The 17,766-nt window shown below is 63.3% G+C and carries 18 protein-coding genes and 1 tRNA gene; 12 read left to right on the top strand and 7 right to left on the bottom strand.

Annotated features, from left to right (window positions below; genetic code table 11):
- Positions 1 to 150 precede the first annotated feature (150 nt).
- The 6 genes from NKL04_RS28300 to NKL04_RS28275 all read left to right on the top strand — a co-directional run bounded on the left by NKL04_RS28300 (position 151) and on the right by NKL04_RS28275 (position 4,658).
- Entirely contained in the window at positions 151 to 759 is a 609-nt protein-coding gene (locus NKL04_RS28300) for a hypothetical protein (RefSeq protein ID WP_023701331.1), read from the top strand.
- Positions 756 to 1,517 carry a hypothetical protein gene (locus tag NKL04_RS28295; RefSeq protein WP_198029311.1) on the top strand — a complete coding sequence of 254 codons (762 nt, stop codon included), beginning with the start codon at positions 756 to 758 and terminating at the stop codon, positions 1,515 to 1,517. Before NKL04_RS28300 ends, NKL04_RS28295 begins: the two co-directional genes overlap by 4 nt.
- 297 nt (positions 1,518 to 1,814) lie before the next feature.
- Positions 1,815 to 1,976, top strand: a complete 162-nt coding sequence (locus tag NKL04_RS28290) for a hypothetical protein (RefSeq protein WP_023701329.1) — start codon at positions 1,815 to 1,817, stop codon at positions 1,974 to 1,976.
- Entirely contained in the window at positions 1,973 to 2,386 is a 414-nt protein-coding gene (locus NKL04_RS28285; RefSeq protein WP_023701328.1) for a hypothetical protein, read from the top strand. Before NKL04_RS28290 ends, NKL04_RS28285 begins: the two co-directional genes overlap by 4 nt.
- On the top strand, positions 2,383 to 3,930 hold the full coding sequence (locus NKL04_RS28280; protein WP_348529195.1) for a terminase large subunit domain-containing protein: 1,548 nt from the start codon (positions 2,383 to 2,385) through the stop codon (positions 3,928 to 3,930). The genes NKL04_RS28285 and NKL04_RS28280 overlap by 4 nt, the downstream gene beginning before the upstream one ends.
- A gap of 11 nt (positions 3,931 to 3,941) precedes the next feature.
- Entirely contained in the window at positions 3,942 to 4,658 is a 717-nt protein-coding gene (locus tag NKL04_RS28275) for a hypothetical protein (RefSeq protein WP_352724708.1), read from the top strand.
- A 165-nt stretch (positions 4,659 to 4,823) separates the two neighbouring features.
- Here the strand turns inward: NKL04_RS28275 and NKL04_RS28270 are convergent.
- The 3 genes from NKL04_RS28270 to NKL04_RS28260 all read right to left on the bottom strand — a co-directional run bounded on the left by NKL04_RS28270 (position 4,824) and on the right by NKL04_RS28260 (position 5,792).
- A tRNA-Glu gene (locus tag NKL04_RS28270) sits at positions 4,824 to 4,898 on the bottom strand.
- A 92-nt stretch (positions 4,899 to 4,990) separates the two neighbouring features.
- Positions 4,991 to 5,398, bottom strand: a complete 408-nt coding sequence (locus NKL04_RS28265) for a VOC family protein (RefSeq protein WP_023693672.1) — start codon at positions 5,396 to 5,398, stop codon at positions 4,991 to 4,993.
- Positions 5,399 to 5,411: 13 nt separating this feature from the next.
- Positions 5,412 to 5,792 (bottom strand): hypothetical protein, encoded by a 381-nt coding sequence (locus tag NKL04_RS28260; protein WP_023701325.1) that lies wholly within the window; start codon positions 5,790 to 5,792, stop codon positions 5,412 to 5,414.
- 26 nt (positions 5,793 to 5,818) lie between these two features.
- Between NKL04_RS28260 and NKL04_RS28255 the strand changes: the two genes are divergently transcribed.
- Together NKL04_RS28255 and rpoH are read left to right on the top strand one after the other, a co-directional pair.
- Positions 5,819 to 6,877 (top strand): RluA family pseudouridine synthase, encoded by a 1,059-nt coding sequence (locus NKL04_RS28255; protein WP_352724706.1) that lies wholly within the window; start codon positions 5,819 to 5,821, stop codon positions 6,875 to 6,877.
- 188 nt (positions 6,878 to 7,065) lie between these two features.
- Positions 7,066 to 7,977, top strand: coding sequence for an RNA polymerase sigma factor RpoH (rpoH, locus tag NKL04_RS28250; protein WP_023670124.1), 912 nt, complete (start codon positions 7,066 to 7,068; stop codon positions 7,975 to 7,977).
- A gap of 296 nt (positions 7,978 to 8,273) precedes the next feature.
- Here rpoH and NKL04_RS28245 read toward each other — a convergent pair whose 3' ends face one another.
- From NKL04_RS28245 to NKL04_RS28230, 4 genes are all read right to left on the bottom strand, one after another.
- Positions 8,274 to 9,146: an MBL fold metallo-hydrolase gene (locus tag NKL04_RS28245; RefSeq protein ID WP_023701323.1), complete on the bottom strand. Its 873-nt coding sequence runs from the start codon at positions 9,144 to 9,146 to the stop codon at positions 8,274 to 8,276.
- 145 nt (positions 9,147 to 9,291) lie between these two features.
- Positions 9,292 to 9,951, bottom strand: coding sequence for a peroxiredoxin (locus tag NKL04_RS28240; RefSeq protein WP_023670126.1), 660 nt, complete (start codon positions 9,949 to 9,951; stop codon positions 9,292 to 9,294).
- A 190-nt stretch (positions 9,952 to 10,141) separates the two neighbouring features.
- Positions 10,142 to 10,507: a cell division protein ZapA gene (locus tag NKL04_RS28235; protein WP_023670127.1), complete on the bottom strand. Its 366-nt coding sequence runs from the start codon at positions 10,505 to 10,507 to the stop codon at positions 10,142 to 10,144.
- Positions 10,508 to 10,519: 12 nt separating this feature from the next.
- Entirely contained in the window at positions 10,520 to 10,792 is a 273-nt protein-coding gene (locus NKL04_RS28230) for a DUF4164 domain-containing protein (RefSeq protein WP_023670128.1), read from the bottom strand.
- A gap of 273 nt (positions 10,793 to 11,065) precedes the next feature.
- On the opposite strand from NKL04_RS28230, the gene tkt reads away from it, so the two are divergent.
- The 4 genes from tkt (at position 11,066) to NKL04_RS28210 (ending at position 17,664) form a co-directional block, all read left to right on the top strand.
- Positions 11,066 to 13,057 carry a transketolase gene (tkt, locus tag NKL04_RS28225; protein ID WP_023701322.1) on the top strand — a complete coding sequence of 664 codons (1,992 nt, stop codon included), beginning with the start codon at positions 11,066 to 11,068 and terminating at the stop codon, positions 13,055 to 13,057.
- Positions 13,058 to 13,212: 155 nt separating this feature from the next.
- Positions 13,213 to 14,223 carry a type I glyceraldehyde-3-phosphate dehydrogenase gene (gene gap / locus NKL04_RS28220; RefSeq protein WP_023701321.1) on the top strand — a complete coding sequence of 337 codons (1,011 nt, stop codon included), beginning with the start codon at positions 13,213 to 13,215 and terminating at the stop codon, positions 14,221 to 14,223.
- Between the two features lie 206 nt (positions 14,224 to 14,429).
- Positions 14,430 to 16,316: a potassium/proton antiporter gene (locus NKL04_RS28215; RefSeq protein ID WP_023701320.1), complete on the top strand. Its 1,887-nt coding sequence runs from the start codon at positions 14,430 to 14,432 to the stop codon at positions 16,314 to 16,316.
- A gap of 145 nt (positions 16,317 to 16,461) precedes the next feature.
- Complete coding sequence (locus NKL04_RS28210; RefSeq protein ID WP_023670132.1) at positions 16,462 to 17,664, top strand: phosphoglycerate kinase; 1,203 nt, start codon at positions 16,462 to 16,464, stop codon at positions 17,662 to 17,664.
- Positions 17,665 to 17,766 lie beyond the last annotated feature (102 nt).

Raw genomic sequence — 17,766 nt, 5'->3', positions numbered from 1 at the left:
CCGGCGAGGGCTGGCGCGGCGAGCAGCTAAGTACACGCCCTTGAGCCACAATTCTTGTGATAAACCCAATTTCGAGGTGCGCAAACATTGTTGCCTAATATGTAAGCAGATATTGTTCTGCGTTGATTTGGGTTGGTCTGAGGGGCTGAAATGACTGTCAAATTGCGAATAGATTTGAGTCAAGGGATTCTCGAAGTGGAGGGCGAAGAAGACTTTGTGCGTGAGATCCACAAAGAGTTTCAAAGCTATGCCAGCAAGCCCCCCCCGGGGGCAACTAGTCGTGCTGCACCTGAGAAAGAGGAGGGGGAGGGGGAGGATAGCTCGGAAGCTGTCAACACGGATCAACAGCAGCCCCTCAAAAAGCGTAAGCAAGCTAGGAAGCAAAAGACGACTGTAGACGGACAGGCTTCAAAGAACAAGGCTGGATCATATCAGCCAGCGGTGCTGAAGGAGTTAAAACTTGATGGCTTGAAGGAATATTATCAGGTTTACGATCCAATTTCGCATCAAGAGAAGGTTTTGATTTTTGGTTCATACTTTAAAGAAGAGAAAAATCTTCCTGTTTTTACAGCAAACCACCTGTTCACATGCTACAGAGTGCTTAACGAAAAACCCCCTGGTGCTTTTCTTCAAGTAATTCGTGATACTAGCGCCAAGAAAAGTTGGTTAAATTACGTCGATACCGACAACATCTCTGTCGTGCACATTGGCGAAACTTATTTGGCGCATGACATGAGACGGAAAAGTGACGCGAAATGACAAGCCCTGCCGAGCGCTTTTATAGTTCTATCTCTGCGGTCGGCAGCCTGACTCAAGCAAGACTGATCGACCTGTTCGCGTATTTTGTGCAGGAAGAGCTTGGAAATGAGTCAATAGCTCCCCTGGACATAAAGAATGCATTCGAGGTCTGCGACCTGACGGTTCCTGCTCGGATCGCCGCACATCTGTCGGAACGATCGAAGGGCAGGAGCCCTAGCTACATCAAGACAAGCGCCGGCTATCGGCTCACACGCCAGCTTAAAGACGAATTAGCGACTCAGCTTGGTGCCGAGATTCACACCGTCCAGATACCAGCAGAACTTAGAAAGTTGGAATCTCAGCTACCTGAAGGGCCACGAAAGAAGTTTCTTGGAGAAGCGTTGGACTGCTTCGGTGTCGACGCGCACCGGGCTACAATGATCATGATGTGGTTGCTTACACTCGACCATTTATTCGAGTTTATCCTTGCCAAACATCTACCGGCTTTCAATGCCGTTCTGGCCAAAAATACTGACAGGCGGGTACGGATAACAAGCGTAGCCGCACGCGACGACTTTGCTGAAATTCCCGAGGGAAAATTCATTGAGTTTTGCCGATCGGCAGGGATAATATCGAATGATGCGCGCAAGATTCTGGATGACAAACTGGGTACCCGAAACTCGGCAGCCCATCCATCGACCATCAGTTTTACACGCGCCAAGGTCGTCGACTTCGCCGAAGATTTGTTCAACAATGTCATGCTGAAGTATCCGCTCTGACGATTGGTCCGCTCCGCCCGATTTCCCGACGAGATCGCTGCGCGTCGCCGAAAGACGCGCTTCCGCCCGCCTAGGGCGGAAACCCGACGTCCACGTTAGTCAGGATTAGCCAAGCATATCATAGGCTTAGATGGTAGCACGCGGTATATTAGCTCCGACAGGTAATGTACCGGAGCAAATATGCCCCCTGCAAAGCAGCCGTATAGGCGTAGGACGCCAGGCACTTCGCCACCGGGTGTCCCCCCGGTCACAAAGACTAGCGGCATCACCGAGGCCCACTTCATTCGGATCAGGTCGATGGTCGGTACCGGGGTGTTCCGCGACGGGATGACCGTGGGCGAGTATCTGCGCGCTGCGCGCTCGCGCGACGTCGCCATTCGCCAGATCGCCAGCAGCCTGAAGACCAAGGCCATCAGCATCGAGGAGACGTTCGGACCGGCCCCGGAGGCAACGGAATGAGCATCACCGTTCTTCCGTCGTCGGGCGTGAAGCCGGTCTTTGGCGACGTTGCCCGCACCCGCGTCACCAATGGTCGCGATCTGCTGCCCGGCGTCGACGGACGGACGCACTGGGCGCGGCGAATGCGCGACCTGATCGCCCTGCACGTGTCCGACCTTGGCGGCGCTCAGGCCTGCAGCGAGGCCGAGAAGAGCATCGTCCGCCGGGTGGCAACGCTGACCATCGAGATGGAGAAGCTGGAGGAGCGCTTCGCCAATGCCCCGCCTGACCACATCTCGCACCCCGACCTCGACATGTACCAGCGGATGGCCAACACACTGCGCCGGCTGCTGGACACGAACGGGCTCCAGCGCCGGTCGCGCGACATCACCCCGACCCTCGACCAGTACATGAGCGGGGGCAGTCAGTGAGCACCGCGCCCCTGAGCATCCTCGCCGCCAGTGCCGACCCCAACCTGTTCGGCCGATGGTTTCGCCGCCGTGAGAGTTGGGAGGTCTGGTTCGCCTTCCTTGCGGCGCTGTTCGGCCTTCCGATGGACGAGGAGCAGGCCGAGCTGTACCGCCGCCACACCGGCCGCACCGCCCCACCCACGGCGGCGGCGTCCGAGGCGTGGCTGGTAGTAGGCCGGCGCGGCGGCAAGAGCTTCGTCATGGCGCTGGTGGCCGTGTACCTGGCCTGCTTCCGCCAGTACCGCCAGCACCTCCAGCCGGGCGAGCGCGCCACGATCCTCGTCGTCGCCGCCGACCGGAAGCAGGCGCGCACCATAATGCGATACGTCGACGGCCTGCTCAGCAACATCCCGATCCTCCGGTCGATGGTGCTGAACCAGACAAGCGAGTCAGTCGACCTGAACAATGCCGTTACCATCGAGGTAGGCACTGCCTCGCACCGGTCGACACGCGGTTACACCTTCGCCGCCGTGCTGTGCGACGAGATCGCCTTCTGGCGAACCGACGACAGCGCCGAGCCGGACTATGCCATTCTCGACGCCATCCGCCCCGGCATGGCCACGATACCGGGTGCGATGCTGATATGCGCCTCGAGCCCCTACGCCCGGCGCGGCGCACTGTGGGATGCCTTCCGGCGTCACTGGGCGGCCGAGGGCGCACCGCTGGTCTGGCGCGCCGCTACCCGGGAGATGAACCCATCCGTGCCGCAGTCGCTGATCGACGAGGCGACCGAGCGCGATGCCGCATCGGCTCGCGCCGAGTACCTCGCCGAGTTCCGCGCGGACATGGAGATGCTGCTGACCCGCGAGGCCGTCGCCGCATGCGTCTCCCCCGGCATCCGCGAGCGTGGCCCGACGCGCAGGCACAGGTACTTTGCCTTTGTCGATCCGTCCGGCGGCAGCGCCGACAGCATGACGCTTGCCATCGCCCACTGCGAGAGCGAAGACGTGATCCTCGACGCGGTGAGGGAGGCAGTGCCGCCGTTCTCGCCTGAGGCGGTCGTTGCCGAGTTTGCCAAGCTAATTCATTCCTATGGTGCCAGCGAGGTGACCGGCGACCGCTACGGCGGCGAGTTCCCGCGCGAGCTTTTCCGGCGCCACGGGCTCGGCTACCGGCTGGCCGACAAGACCCGGTCCGAGCTGTACCTTTCTCTGGTGCCGGCAATGAACTCCGGCAGGGCAAGCCTGCTCGACCTGCGAAAGCTGGAAGAACAGCTAGTCGGCCTGGAGCGACGCACCAGCCGGGGAGGCCGAGACATCGTCGACCACGCACCCGGCGCCCACGACGACATTGCCAACGCCGTGGCGGGTGCTGTCGTGGGCGCGCTGGGCGTCGCCTCCCGGCCACGGGCGGCGACAGGATCGGTCGGCTACGACGGGGTCCTTCACTTCAAGGCGGCCGAGTCGCCCGGCCGGTCGTGGCATCGCGGGCCGGGCATAAGCGCGGTCGACGGCAAGCCCATCGTCGCCAAGCAGCTGCCGCCACTCAGGCTTCACGTCAACTAGGAGATAGACCCATGCCAGCACCAATGAAGGACAGCGACAACGTTCCGGTCAGCATCCACGAGGAGATGATCACCCGGCACTATGCTCGCGATCCGGAGACAAGGGAGGTCGTCGGAGACCCAACAATCGGCATCATGCAAGACGCCATGCAGGCCGCGCGGATCGCCACCGAGAAGGCCAAGCGGATTGCCACCGCCGTGATGGCCAACGAGATGGTCACGGTCCCGGCGCGCCACCGAGAGGTGAAGGACAAGGGCTGGCGCGCCGTGGAGCCGGGGCTGCGCCAGCTGGACGCCGCAAGGGCGGCTGCCGTCAAGGAGATCGACCGGCTGGCAGCTCTGACCAGCGCGCCACCCCGGCCGACCAGCGCCGTCGACGTCATGCTCGCCAGCGAGGTCCGCGCCCGGTTCGCGTCCATGGGCGACAAGCAGCGCGCCGCCGCGCTGGCCGCCGCAGTGGCAGACGACACGGTCGTCGCCGCTGTGCTCAACGGTCCCGCCATGCTTTCCGGCATCACGGCCGAGGCGATGGAGATGCTGCGCCACCGCTGGCGCAGTGAGCGCCACGGCCCAGACGTAGACCGGATGCAGCGGCTGGGCCGGGCAGTGGAGGACATCGACCGCGCCGGACAGCTGGTTGTAAGGTTCTACTCCGGCCTGAGCAGCAGCGAGGTTGTGGAAAGGGCCGAGGCGTCAGAAAGGGCGGTGCAGGAGGCTCTCCGCGCCTGACAGACGCTGCGCCGGGGATATCTCCTTCCCTACGGCGCGCGATGAGCGGGCCGTCTGTTCATGGCTGGTCAGGCGGCCCGCGACCATATTATACCGAAAGTACTACCGACGCCCGACACCCGCGCTGGCGGTTTAGTCTAACTACTGGTATTTAAGGTGAATTCCTGGTACGCCCAAGGGGAATCGAACCCCTGTTCCCGCCGTGAGAGGGCGGTGTCCTGACCGCTAGACGATGGGCGCGTTCAAGAACCGGCGATATAGGCTGACGGTTTGGAAAAAGCAACTGGGCTTCGAACGGCCGGACCGCTTCTGTGCAATCTCGGTTTGCGGACTTAGCGTTTCGGCTCGATCAGGTCCCACAGATTGCCGTAGAGATCGGCGAAAACCGCCACGGTGCCGTACGGCTCATGGCGTGGCGTTTCATGGAAATCGACGCCGTTTTCCAGCATCGTCGCATGGTCCCTGGCAAAATCGTCGGTTTCGAGAAACAAAACCACGCGGCCGCCGGTCTGGTCGCCGACGCGGCTTTTCTGCACATCGTCCAACGCTTCCGCCAGAAGCAGCCGCGGGCCTTGCCCGGCCGACGGCGTCACCGTCACCCAGCGCTTGCCGTCGCCGAGATCGATGTTGTCGCAGAGCGCAAAGCCAAGCTTGCCGACATACCAGGCAATCGCCTCGTCATAATCGGCGACGACGAGCGTAACGGTTGCTATGCGGCGATGGTCGGCAAACCCGGTCATTGTTTCGGCCCGCTCATTTGTTGCGGATGGCGAAGCGGCCGATGATACGGCGCTCGGCGATGTCGTAGACGAAGATGGTGCGGCTGCCGTCGCTGATCTCGGCGTCGATCGAAATGCGATTGCCCGACAGAGCCTGGCTGATCACCTTGGCTCCGACCGGGAGCACTATGTCGGCCGCGAGCGGCTCGCCGGGCGGAACTGGAATGTCGTTGGCGAGCGGCGGGTTCGCGGGCGGCGCTTTGCGCGATTTGTAGACAATGGCCGCGATCACCACCATAAGGGCCAGCAAAAGCAGGCCGAGATTGATGGCCATGAAACGGATGAGCCTGCCGCGCACCTTTTCGATCTCGGGATCGAGCGGCTTTTCTTCTTCATCGGCAACGGGCCGGGCCATGGCAGAACTTTCCGGAACTTTTTTCGATGAGCGCTCATAGCGAAGAGACCCCTGAATTGATAGAGGCTGGACAATTCATAGAGGCGGCGCCGACCGTGCTCGAAGCCGGCGCGGAAGCGGCCGGCCAGCGCCTCGACCAGTGGCTGGCGAGCGCCCTTGGTCCCGACATGTCGCGCAGCCGGGTGCAGATGCTGATCCGGCAAGGTGCCGTTTCGATCGACGGCAAGCCGGTCGACGAGACCAAGCGCAAGATGAGTGCCGGCGAGCGCGTATCGGTCGTCATGCCCGAGCCGGAACCGGCCGAACCGCAAGGCGAGCCCATCGTGCTCGACGTGCTTTATGAGGACGACGAGCTGATCGTCATCAACAAGCCGGCCGGCCTCGTCGTCCATCCCGGCGCCGGCAACTGGACCGGCACGCTGGTCAATGCCCTGATCCACCACTGCGGCGACAGTCTTTCAGGCATTGGCGGCGTCAGGCGGCCGGGCATCGTCCATCGGCTGGACAAGGAAACCAGCGGCGTCATGGTGGTGGCCAAGACCGACCGCGCCCACAAGGCGCTGTCGGAGGCCTTTGCCGACCACGGCCGCACCGGCGACCTCGAACGTGCTTATTTGGCGCTGGTCTGGGGAATCCCGTCGCGGCCGACCGGAACGGTCGACGCGCCGCTTGGCCGTGCCGCCGACCGCGTGCGCCGCGCCGTCGTGCCGGAAGGCCGTGACGACGCCCGCCACGCCGTGACCCATTTCACCGTCAAGGAGCGTTTCGGCGAGGGCCAGCAGGCGTTCGCCACCGCCAGCCTGGTCGAATGCCGGCTGGAAACCGGCCGCACCCACCAGATCCGCGTTCACATGGCTCATATCGGCCATCCCGTCATCGGCGACCCCGATTACGGCCAGGCCTTCCGCACCAAGGCCAACCGGCTGCCCGAACTGCTGAAGGGTCAGGTCAAGGCATTTTCCAGGCAGGCTTTGCATGCCTGGCTCCTTGCATTTCGGCACCCGGCTACCCATTTATCGATGAGGTTCGAGGCGCCGATACCGGGGGACATGGAGGAACTCGTCGGCGGCTTCGGCAAGCTCTGAACCAGCCAGCTAAAACCTGAGCGGCATTGTTCACTTCAGCGTGACACACTGTTTCGTGTTGAACAAATGCCTGTCTTTTCTGGTTTTGTTCCTATATAAATCAGTTGTCGCGGGCGAGCCTTTTGGTGCTCGCGTCACATGCCCGCCGCGTTTCGGGGGCATCACTCCAATAGAGAGGGGGCGCAATCATGGCCCAGTCACTACCTAGTATTGTTTCCGGCGAAGGCGGCCTCAGCCGCTACCTGGAAGAAATCCGCCGCTTTCCGATGCTTCAGCCGCAGGAAGAGTACATGCTCGCCAAGCGCTACGCCGAGCATGAAGACACCAGCGCTGCGCACAAGCTCGTCACCAGCCACCTTCGGCTTGTTGCCAAGATTGCCATGGGCTATCGCGGCTACGGCCTGCCGATCGGCGAAGTGATCTCGGAAGGCAATGTCGGCCTGATGCAGGCCGTCAAGAAATTCGAACCCGAGCGTGGCTTCCGCCTCGCTACCTACGCCATGTGGTGGATCAAGGCCTCGATCCAGGAGTACATCCTGCGCTCGTGGAGCCTGGTCAAGATGGGCACGACCGCCAATCAGAAGCGCCTGTTCTTTAACCTGCGCAAGGTAAAGGGCAAGATCCAGGCGCTGGACGATGGCGACCTCAAGCCCGACCAGATCACCGAGATCGCCACCCGGCTGAACGTGTCGGAAGCCGAAGTCGTGTCGATGAACCGCCGCCTGTCGGGCGACGCGTCGCTGAACGCGCCGATCCGCGCCAGCGAAGGTGAATCCGGCGAATGGCAGGACTGGCTGGTCGATGACCACGAAAGCCAGGAAGACATGCTGATCGAACAGGACGAGCTGGAAAACCGCCGCGGCATGCTGTCGGGTGCTTTGGCCGTGCTCAACGATCGTGAGCGGCGCATCTTCGAGGCACGCCGCCTCGCCGAGGAGCCGCTGACGCTGGAAGAGCTGTCGTCCGAGTTCGACATCAGCCGCGAGCGCGTGCGCCAGATCGAGGTGCGCGCCTTCGAGAAGGTGCAGGACGCGGTCAAGGCCGCCGCCAAGCGCCAGATGCAGGCGCTGCGCACGATCGAGGCGCAGCCCGCGGCGTAAAGCCGGGTTCGGCTAAGGAACAGAAGGCGGCGTCGGGAAACCGGCGCCGCTTTTTATGTCTTACGCTTACGCTGGCAATTGGCGAAAGCATTCTTGACATCCAATCTCCCCCTTGCGGGGGAGATGTCCGGCAGGACAGAGGGGGTGTGAAGGATCGCCCACTTCGGTTTTGGCTACCCTATCGGAATTGACGGCACAGCTACCCGACTGACAGGTCAGCGGGACAGCACCCCCCTCTGCCCTGCCGGGCATCTCCCCCGCACGGGGGAAGATCGGCAGCTTCGCCAACTGCCCTCTCAAAGCCCATCCAGCGGAAACTTCAGATACCGCCTTCCATTAACCTCCGGCTCCGGCAGCCGTCCGCCATTCATGTTGACCTGCAGCGCATGCAGGATCAGCCGCGGCATCGGCAGTGTCTTGTCGCGCGCTTCGCGCAAGGCGACGAACTCGGCTTCGCTGCGCGCCGCAACGAGGTGGATATTCTTTGCCCTCTGCTCGGCGACCGTGCTCTCCCAGCACGGCTCGCGCCCGCCGGCCTGATAGTCGTGGCCGACAAACACCCGCGTTTCGTCCGGCAGCGCCAGAACGCCCTCAATCGAATGCCACAGCCGCGCGGCACTGCCGCCGGGAAAATCCGTCCTTGCCGAGCCGCTGTCGGGCATGAACAGCGTGTCGTGGACGAAGGCTGCGTCGCCGATGACATAGGTGATCGAGGCCAGCGTGTGGCCGGGCGAGAACAGCACCTTGACCGGAAGGTTGCCGATCATGAACGTTTCGCCTTCCCCAAACAGCCGGTCCCACTGCGAGCCGTCAGCGGGGAAATCCGGCCAGTTGTAGATCGCCTTCCACAGCGCCTGGACTTCGATGATCCTGTCGCCGATCGCCGTCGGCGCGCCGGTCCTTTCCTTGAGATAGTGCGCCGCCGAGAAATGATCGGCATGCGGATGGGTGTCCAGGATCCACTCGAGCTCCAGCCCGTTTTCGCGGATAAAATCCAGCAAGGCGTCGGCATTCTTCGTCGCCGTCGCGCCGGATTTTTCGTCGAAGTCGAGGATCGGGTCGATGACGGCGCAGCGTCTCGTCACCGGGTCGGTGACGACATACTGGATGGCGCCGGTCGGCTTGTCGTAGAAGCCGGCGACCTCAGGTTTGGCCGAAGCGATGTCCAATGTCCGGCCCCCCTGCCCCTTGCCCGACAGGAACCGTTTTCTCCGTCGGGTTGAACAACAGCATGGTCATCTGGCAAAGCGCGCCGGTCAAGCACGCCTTGCCAGAAATAGGACTGAAGCCCGAAATAGCTCCGACGGAGAAAACCTAGGCTGACGGCTGCTTGGTCTTCCTGAGATAGGGCAGGATCGTCTCGAAAGCGCCAAAACGCTTGACCGCATCTTCGTTCGAAACCGCGGCGGTGATGATCACATCCTCGCCCTGCTTCCAGTTGGCCGGCGTCGCCACCTGGTGCTTGGCGGTCAGCTGCATGGAATCGACCGCGCGCAGGATCTCGTCGAAGTTGCGGCCCGTCGTCATCGGGTAAGTCAGCACCAGCTTGATCTTCTTGTCCGGCCCGATGACATAGACCGAGCGCACCGTGGCGTTGTCGGCCGGCGTGCGGCCTTCCGACGTCTCGCCGGCGCCCGCCGGCAGCATGTCATAGAGCTTGGCGACCTTGAGGTCCTTGTCGCCGATCAGCGGGTAGTTCACCGTCTGGCCGGTCGCCGTCTTGATGTCGGCCTGCCACTTGTCGTGGCTCGCAACGGGATCGACGGAAATGCCGATGACCTTGACGTTGCGCTTCTTGAACTCGCCTTCGAGCCCCGCCATCGTGCCCAGCTCGGTGGTGCAGACCGGGGTGAAATTCTTCGGATGGCTGAACAGGATCGCCCAGCCGTCGCCGATCCAGTCATGAAACTTGATCGGCCCTTGCGTGGTCTCGGCGGTGAAGTCAGGCGCGATGTCGTTGATACGAAGGCTCATGGCATTATTTCCCCAGCAACAGATTTCGTCAGGAGCGGCCGTGGACGGCGTCAACGCTCCGGCATTCCCGCATCTTAGCGCAAAAATCGCGGCTGCAGGACAATAGGAAACTATTATTGGCGACGGAACGAGCACTTTCGTTCTACGGACCGACGTTGGGCCGACAATCTTTCGTTTGTGCGGGGAAGGCTCAGGCCTTGTTGACCGCCAGCGACGTGGCCAGGTCTTCCATGCGCTGGGCGAGCGCGCCGAGCGCGCTGGTCAGCACGGTGTCGTTCTTGTCGGCCTTGGTCAGCGCTTCGTCGCGAGTCTTGCGCAGCGTCTGCACTTCGGTCTCCATGCCCTTGACCCGCTTCTGCAGCTCCGAAAGCTCGTCCATCACCATGATGCCGGCCATCACCGTCAGCCGCTGGTCGCCGATCTCGCCGAACGAATCCTTCAGATGCGAGACATAACGGTCGAACCGCTCGGCGAGGTCGATCAGGTGCTCTTCCTGACCTTCGTCGCAAGCCATGCGATACTGCTTGCCGTCGATGGAAACCGTGACCTGTGCCATGGCCTGCAGCTCCTACCTGTCCAGCACCGCGCGGATGGTTTCCATGGCGGTCACCAAGCGGCGCGACACTTCCTTGTTGGCATCTTCCAGCCGTTCGGCGCGGGCTTCGGAATTGTCGAGTTCCTGCGCCAGCCGTGAACGGTCGGCGTTCATGCGCTGCACCTCAGCCTCGGCTTCGGAATAGTCGCGCTCGTGCTCGAGCTTGGCCGCGACGGCGTTTTCCAGCCCCTCGATGGCCTTGCCCAGCCTGTGGATGACTTCCTTGAGTGTGGTTTCGCCGGTCATGGCCTTCGTCCTGTGCCCTGCCCATCACCGAATCGCTTCGCGTTCAGAACGCGTTAACAAGGAAACATTAGGCACCGGGTGAAGGCAACGTCAACAAAGCTCTCGCGACTGTCCCCCGCTAACGCTAATGTAGGTCGCCCCATGAGGTCTCAAAGCCATCACAAGACCGGCAAATGTGCAGCCGATTTGTTGACTAAAAGCCCGTGGCTGCTATGTGTCGCGCACTCTTTCCTGGGCTCTGCCAAGCCCACAAATCCCCACCCCGGAGGTACCATGACGTCGCGTGAACAACATGACCGGATGGCCAATGCGATCCGTTTTCTCTCCATGGACGCCGTCGAGAAGTCCCAGTCCGGCCATCCCGGCCTGCCCATGGGCTGCGCCGACATCGCCACAGTGCTGTTCACCCGCTTTCTGAAATATGATCCGAAGAACCCCCATTGGCCGGACCGAGACCGCTTCATCCTGTCGGCCGGCCACGGTTCTATGCTGCTCTACTCGCTGCTGCATCTGACCGGTTACGAGGACATGACCCTCGACCAGATCAAGCATTTCCGCCAGCTGGGTTCCAAGACTGCCGGCCATCCCGAATACGGCCATGCCACCGGCATCGAGACGACGACCGGCCCGCTCGGCCAGGGTCTCGCCAATTCGGTCGGCTTCGCGCTCGGCGAGCGCATCATGAACGCCGCCTTCGGCAACGACCTCGTCGACCACTACACCTATGTGCTGGCCGGCGACGGCTGCCTGATGGAAGGTGTTTCCCAGGAAGCCATCGCGCTGGCCGGGCACCTCAAGCTCAACAAGCTGATCGTCTTCTGGGACAACAACAACATCTCGATCGACGGTCCGGTTTCGCTTGCAGACAACACCGACCAGGTCGCCCGCTTCCAGGCCTCGGGCTGGAACGCCAGCCACATTGACGGCACCGACCCCGAGGCAATCGCCTACGCCATCGAAGCCGCCCGCCATTCCGACAAGCCGACGATGATTGCCTGCAAGACGACCATCGGCTTCGGCGCCCCGACCAAGGCCGGCACCAACAAGGCGCATGGCTCACCGCTCGGCGCCGACGAGATCGCCGGCGCGCGGAAATTCTTCAACTGGGACTCCCCGCCCTTCGAAATTCCGGCCGACATTCTCGACGCCTGGCGCACCGCCGGCAAGGCCGGCGTCAAGCCGCGCACCGACTGGGAAGGCCGGCTCGCCAAGGCCAAGCCCGAGCTGAAGGCCGACTTCGAGCGCCGCCTCGCCGGCAAGCTGCCGTCGAATTTCGATGCCGTCATTGCCGACTACAAGAAGAAGCTGTCGGCCGACAAGCCGAAGGTCGCCACCCGCAAATCGTCGGAAATGGCGCTGGAAGTCATCAACGGCGCGGTGCCGGAAACCATCGGCGGCTCTGCCGACCTGACGGGCTCCAACAACACCAAGACCAGCCAGACCAAGAACATCACGCCGGACGATTACGGCCAGCGCTATGTCCACTACGGCATCCGCGAGCATGGCATGGCGGCCGCCCTCAACGGCCTGACGCTGCATGGCGGCCTCATCGCCTATGGTGGCACCTTCATGTGCTTCTCCGACTATGCCCGTCCGTCGATGCGGCTGGCGTCGCTGATGGGCATCCGCTCGATCTTCGTCATGACCCATGATTCGATCGGTTTGGGCGAAGACGGCCCGACCCACCAGCCGGTCGAGCACCTGGCGGCGCTCCGCGCCATCCCCAACCACAATGTCTTCCGCCCGGCCGACGCGGTGGAAACCGCCGAATGCTGGCAGATTGCCATTGAATCGGAAAAGACCCCGTCCACCCTGGCACTGACCCGCCAGAACCTGCCGACGGTGCGCACCGAGCACTCGGCCAGGAACCTCTCGAGCCAGGGCGCCTATGAGCTGGCCGCGGCGAGCGGCGAAGCGGCGGTGACGATCTTCGCCACCGGCTCCGAGGTCGAGATCGCGCTCGGCGCCCGTGATTTGCTTGAAAAGCATGGGCACCCGACCCGCGTCGTCTCGGTGCCTTGCTTCGAACTGTTCGACCAGCAGAGCGACGCCTATCGCAAGGAGACGATCGGCAACGCGCCGATCAAGATGGCGATCGAGGCCGGCATCCGCCAGGGCTGGGATCACCTGATCGGCTCCGACGGCATCTTCATCGGCATGACCGGCTTCGGCGCTTCCGGCACCATCGAGCAGCTCTACCCGCATTTCGGCATCACCGCCGAAGCCGCGGCCAAGGCGGCGGAAGCGCGCCTGCACGGCAAGTAAGATCAGGGTCAGTCCCGCGCACCTCCAAGGCGGATTCGCGGGGCTGGACCAACCTAATCGATTTAAATTCGGCCTTCTGAGGCTGGATTCTTGTGCCATCCGCCGCTATGAAGCTGCGGACCCATCTGCCGCCTCCAGCTCCCAGGGAGAGTAAAATGACCGTCAGAGTTGCCATCAACGGATTTGGCCGCATCGGCCGCAACATCCTGCGCGCCATCCATGAATCCGGCCGCAAGGACATCGACGTCGTCGCCGTCAACGACCTCGGCCCGGTCGAGACCAACGCGCATCTGCTGCGCTATGACAGCGTGCACGGCCGCTTCCCGCACGAAGTGTCGGTCTCGGGCGACCAGATCACCGTCGGCAAGGAGACCTTCAAGGTCACCGCGATCAAGGACCCGGCGCAACTGCCGTGGAAGGAACTCGGCATCGACATCGCGCTCGAATGCACCGGCATCTTCACCGCCCGCGACAAGGCTGCCGCGCATTTGACCGCCGGCGCCAAGCGCGTCGTCGTCTCCGCGCCTGCCGAAGGTGCTGACCTCACCGTCGTCTACGGCATCAACCACGACAAGCTGACCAAGGACCACATCGTCATCTCGAATGCGTCCTGCACCACCAACTGCCTGGCGCCGCTGGCCGCAGTGCTGCACGAGACCGTCGGCATCGAAAAGGGCATGATGACGACGATCCACTCCTACACCGGCGACCAGCCGACGCTGGACACCATGCACAAGGATCTCTACCGCGGCCGCGCGGCTGCCCTGTCGCAGATCCCGACCTCGACCGGTGCGGCCAAGGCGATCGGCCTGGTGCTGCCCGACCTCAAGGGCAAGCTCGACGGCATCTCGATCCGCGTGCCGACCCCCAACGTCTCGGTCGTCGACTTCAAGTTCATCGCCAAGCGCGCCACCACCGTGAAGGAGATAAACGAAGCGGTGATCGCTGCCTCCAACGGCAAGCTGAAGGGCATTCTCGGCGTCACCCATCATCCGAATGTGTCGATCGACTTCAACCACGATCCGCGCTCGTCGATCCTGGCGCTCGACCAGACCAAGGTCATGGACGGCAACTTCGTTTCGGTGCTGTCCTGGTACGACAATGAGTGGGGCTTCTCCAACCGCATGGCCGACACCTCGGTCGCCTTCGGCAAGACCATCGCCTGACCTGAAGGCATCGTCTCGCAGCTTCGAACGCCCGGCTGTGCCCGGGCGTTTTTCGTCAGCGCGCCGGGCAAGGCGCGCCGAGCCGCCAAACGCCGGAAAATCAGCGGCATAAGGCAAAAAGCCATCCTTGCGCCTTGCACCGGCCATGCCTTCGCCCCACTCTCCCGTGAATCGGTAGAAAGAGGAATTCGAGGGGCAAATCACGGATGGAGCATGCGATCTATCTCGTCACGCTGGTCGGCACAGCGCTAGTCGTCGCCGCAGCGTTCTCGAGCCTGATCGCCTTCCGCTTCGGCGCCCCGTTGCTGCTGCTCTTCCTCTGCATCGGCCTCGCCAGCGGCGTCGATGGTCTCGGCATCGAATTCGACAATGCGCGCGTGGCATATTTTGCCGGCTCGCTGGCGCTGGCGGTCATCCTGTTCGATTCCGGTTTCGGCACGCCGCTCAACGCGCTGCGCCAGGCGGCCGGACCGGCGGTGTCGCTGGCGACCTTCGGCGTAATCCTGACCACTGGCCTGTTCGGCGCCGCCGCCTATTACCTGCTCGACCTCAGCTGGCTGGAATCCTTCCTGCTCGGCGCCGCGGTCGCCTCGACCGATGCGGCGGCCGTCTTCTTCCTGCTACGCGCCGGCGAGATCAATCTGCGCGAACGCGTGCGCGCGACACTGGAAGTCGAATCCGGCACCAACGACCCGATCGCCATCTTCCTGACCATCACGCTGGTCGAGATCATCGCCGCCCACGCCAATCCCGCGACCCATGTGCTGGTCACCGACCTGATCCTCGGCTTCCTCCTCAATATGGGGCTCGGCGCCGTCGTCGGCGTGCTTGGCGGGCTCGGCATCGTGCGCCTCGTCGACCGGCTCAACCTCGACCATGGCTTGCTGCCGATCTTCGTGCTGACCCTGTCGCTGATGGTGTTCGCCGCGGCCGGCGCCATTGGCGGCTCGGGCTTCCTGGCGGTCTATCTCGCCGGGCTGATTGCCGGCAACTCCGACATCCGCGCCGTCACCATCCTGAAGCGCTTCCAGGACGGCATGTCGTGGCTGGCACAGATCATCATGTTCCTGATCCTCGGCCTGTTCGCAACACCCTCGCAGTTTCCGGCGATCATGGTGCCGGCGGTGCTGCTCGGCCTGTTCCTGATGTTTGTCGCGCGCCCTGTCGCCGTCTGGCTCTGCCTGATCCCGTACCGCCTGCCGCGTCCCGAGATCGCCTTCGTCTCCTGGGTCGGCCTGCGCGGCGCCGTGTCCATCCTGCTTGCCATCACCCCGCTGCTCGGCGGACTGGAGAACGGCCGCACCATCTTCAACGTCGCCTTCATCATCGTGCTGGTATCGCTGGTGGTGCAGGGCTGGTCGGTCGGTCCGCTGGCGCGCCGGCTCGGCCTGATCGTGCCGGCGAGGCTTGGGCCGCTCGACAAGGTCGAACTCGAACTGCCGGGCTCCGCCCACCACGAACTGCTCGCCTACCGCGTCGCGCCGGGCAGCCCGGTGGCGCGCGGCGAGCGCATCCCGCGCTGGGCACGGCCCTCGCTGGTGCTGCGCGACGGCCGCTCGATGCGTTTCCAGGACATGGGCCGGCTCGCGGCCGGCGACCAGGTCTACATCTTCGTGCCCGACCGCTATCCGCGCCTGCTTGACAAGCTGTTTGCCAGCCGCGCCGTAGTCGACCCCGAGGATGCCGACTTCTTCGGCGCCTTTGCCGTCGATCCCGCCCGCTCGGCCGCAGAACTCGAGGCCGCATACACACCGGGATTGAGCGAAGCCGAGCAGAAGCTCACCGTCGGCGCGCTGGTGACGGCAAGGCTTGGCGGCCATGCCGAATATGCCGACCGGGTGCTGATCGGCCCGATCGAATTGATCGTCCGCGACGTCGACGACAAGGGCAAGATCACCGGTCTCGGCCTCTCCTTCGAGCCGACCGCGCCGGTGGCGCGGGTTCCGGTGTTCCTGAGCGCCGGCGAGATCGGCGATCGTGTCTCCGCCTTCATCCGCAACTGGCGCAAGCCGACCGAGACGCAGACTGCAGAGGCGATAGCCAATGAGAAGGCCCTTGAGCCGACGGCGGAAAAGGTAACGACCGAAGGCTGACAAGCGATCGGTTCACGCTGACGTCCCGCATCATCACGACAGCCTTCTCCTTGATCTCAAAATTTAGCTCGCACTCCGGCTCAAGCCTTGCATCGTCATCGATGCGAGGTATGGTCCCGGCGATTTTCCACGGAAAGGAACCCGCATGGCCGCCTTCAAGACACTCGACGATATCGGCAATATCAGCGGCAAGCGCGTGCTGGTGCGCGTCGACCTCAACGTGCCCGTCGCCGACGGCAAGGTCACCGACGCCACCCGCATCGAACGCATCGCGCCGACCATCGCCGAGCTGTCCGGCAAGGGCGCCAAGGTCATCCTGCTCGCGCATTTCGGCCGCCCGAAGGATGGTCCCTCGCCCGAATTCTCGCTGGAGCCGATCGCCAAGGCTGCCGCGGAGGTGCTTGGCCGCCCCGTCGGCTTTGCCGGCGACTGCGTCGGCGACACGGCGGGCAGTGCGGTCGCCGCCATGAACAAGGGCGATGTGCTGCTGCTGGAAAACACCCGCTTCCACAAGACCGAGGAGAAGAACGACCCGGCCTTTACAGAGCGGCTCGCCGCCAATGGCGATATCTTCGTCAACGACGCCTTTTCCGCCGCCCACCGGGCGCACTCCTCGACCGAAGGCCTGGCGCGGCTGTTGCCGTCCTATGCCGGCCGCACCATGCAGGCCGAGCTCGAGGCGCTGGAGAAGGGGCTCGGCAATCCGGTCCGCCCTGTCGTCGCCATTGTCGGTGGCGCCAAGGTGTCGACCAAGATCGACCTGTTGATGAACCTGGTGAAGAAGGTCGACGCGCTGGTCATCGGCGGCGGCATGGCCAACACTTTTCTCGCCGCGCGTGGCACCGCTGTCGGCAAGTCGCTGTGCGAGCATGACCTTGCCGCGACCGCCAAGCAGATCATGATCGAGGCCGCCGAGGCAGGCTGCGCCATCATCCTGCCTGTCGACGGTGTCGTCGCCAAGGAATTCAAGGCGGGTGCGGCCAGCGAGACCGTTGCCATTTCGGATGTCCCGGCTGACGGCATGATCCTCGATGTCGGCGAAAAGACCGTGAAGACGATCGGTGAATGGATCGACCGCGCCGCGACGCTGGTCTGGAACGGCCCGCTCGGCGCCTTCGAGATCGAGCCTTTCGACCACGCCACGGTGGCGGCGGCCAGGCACGCGGCGGCCCGCACCAGGGCCGGCAAGCTGGTCTCGGTCGCCGGTGGCGGCGATACGGTGGCCGCCCTCAACCATGCCGGCGTCGCCGACGACTTCACCTATGTCTCGACCGCCGGCGGCGCTTTCCTCGAATGGATGGAAGGCAAGCCGCTGCCCGGCGTCGACGTGCTGAAGAAACAAGCCTGACCGGATCGGGGGCGCAAAAACGGACGCCAGGAACTTTCAATCGATTCGAGCTTTCCGATCCCATTCCTTTGGCGGTAGACTTCCGTTACGCGCGGAACGTAC

The organism is Mesorhizobium sp. C264A (assembly GCF_040324515.1).
Lineage (GTDB): Bacteria > Pseudomonadota > Alphaproteobacteria > Rhizobiales > Rhizobiaceae > Mesorhizobium.
The sequence above is the reverse complement of the archived record's forward strand: the minus strand, read 5'-3'. Positions and strand labels throughout refer to the sequence as shown.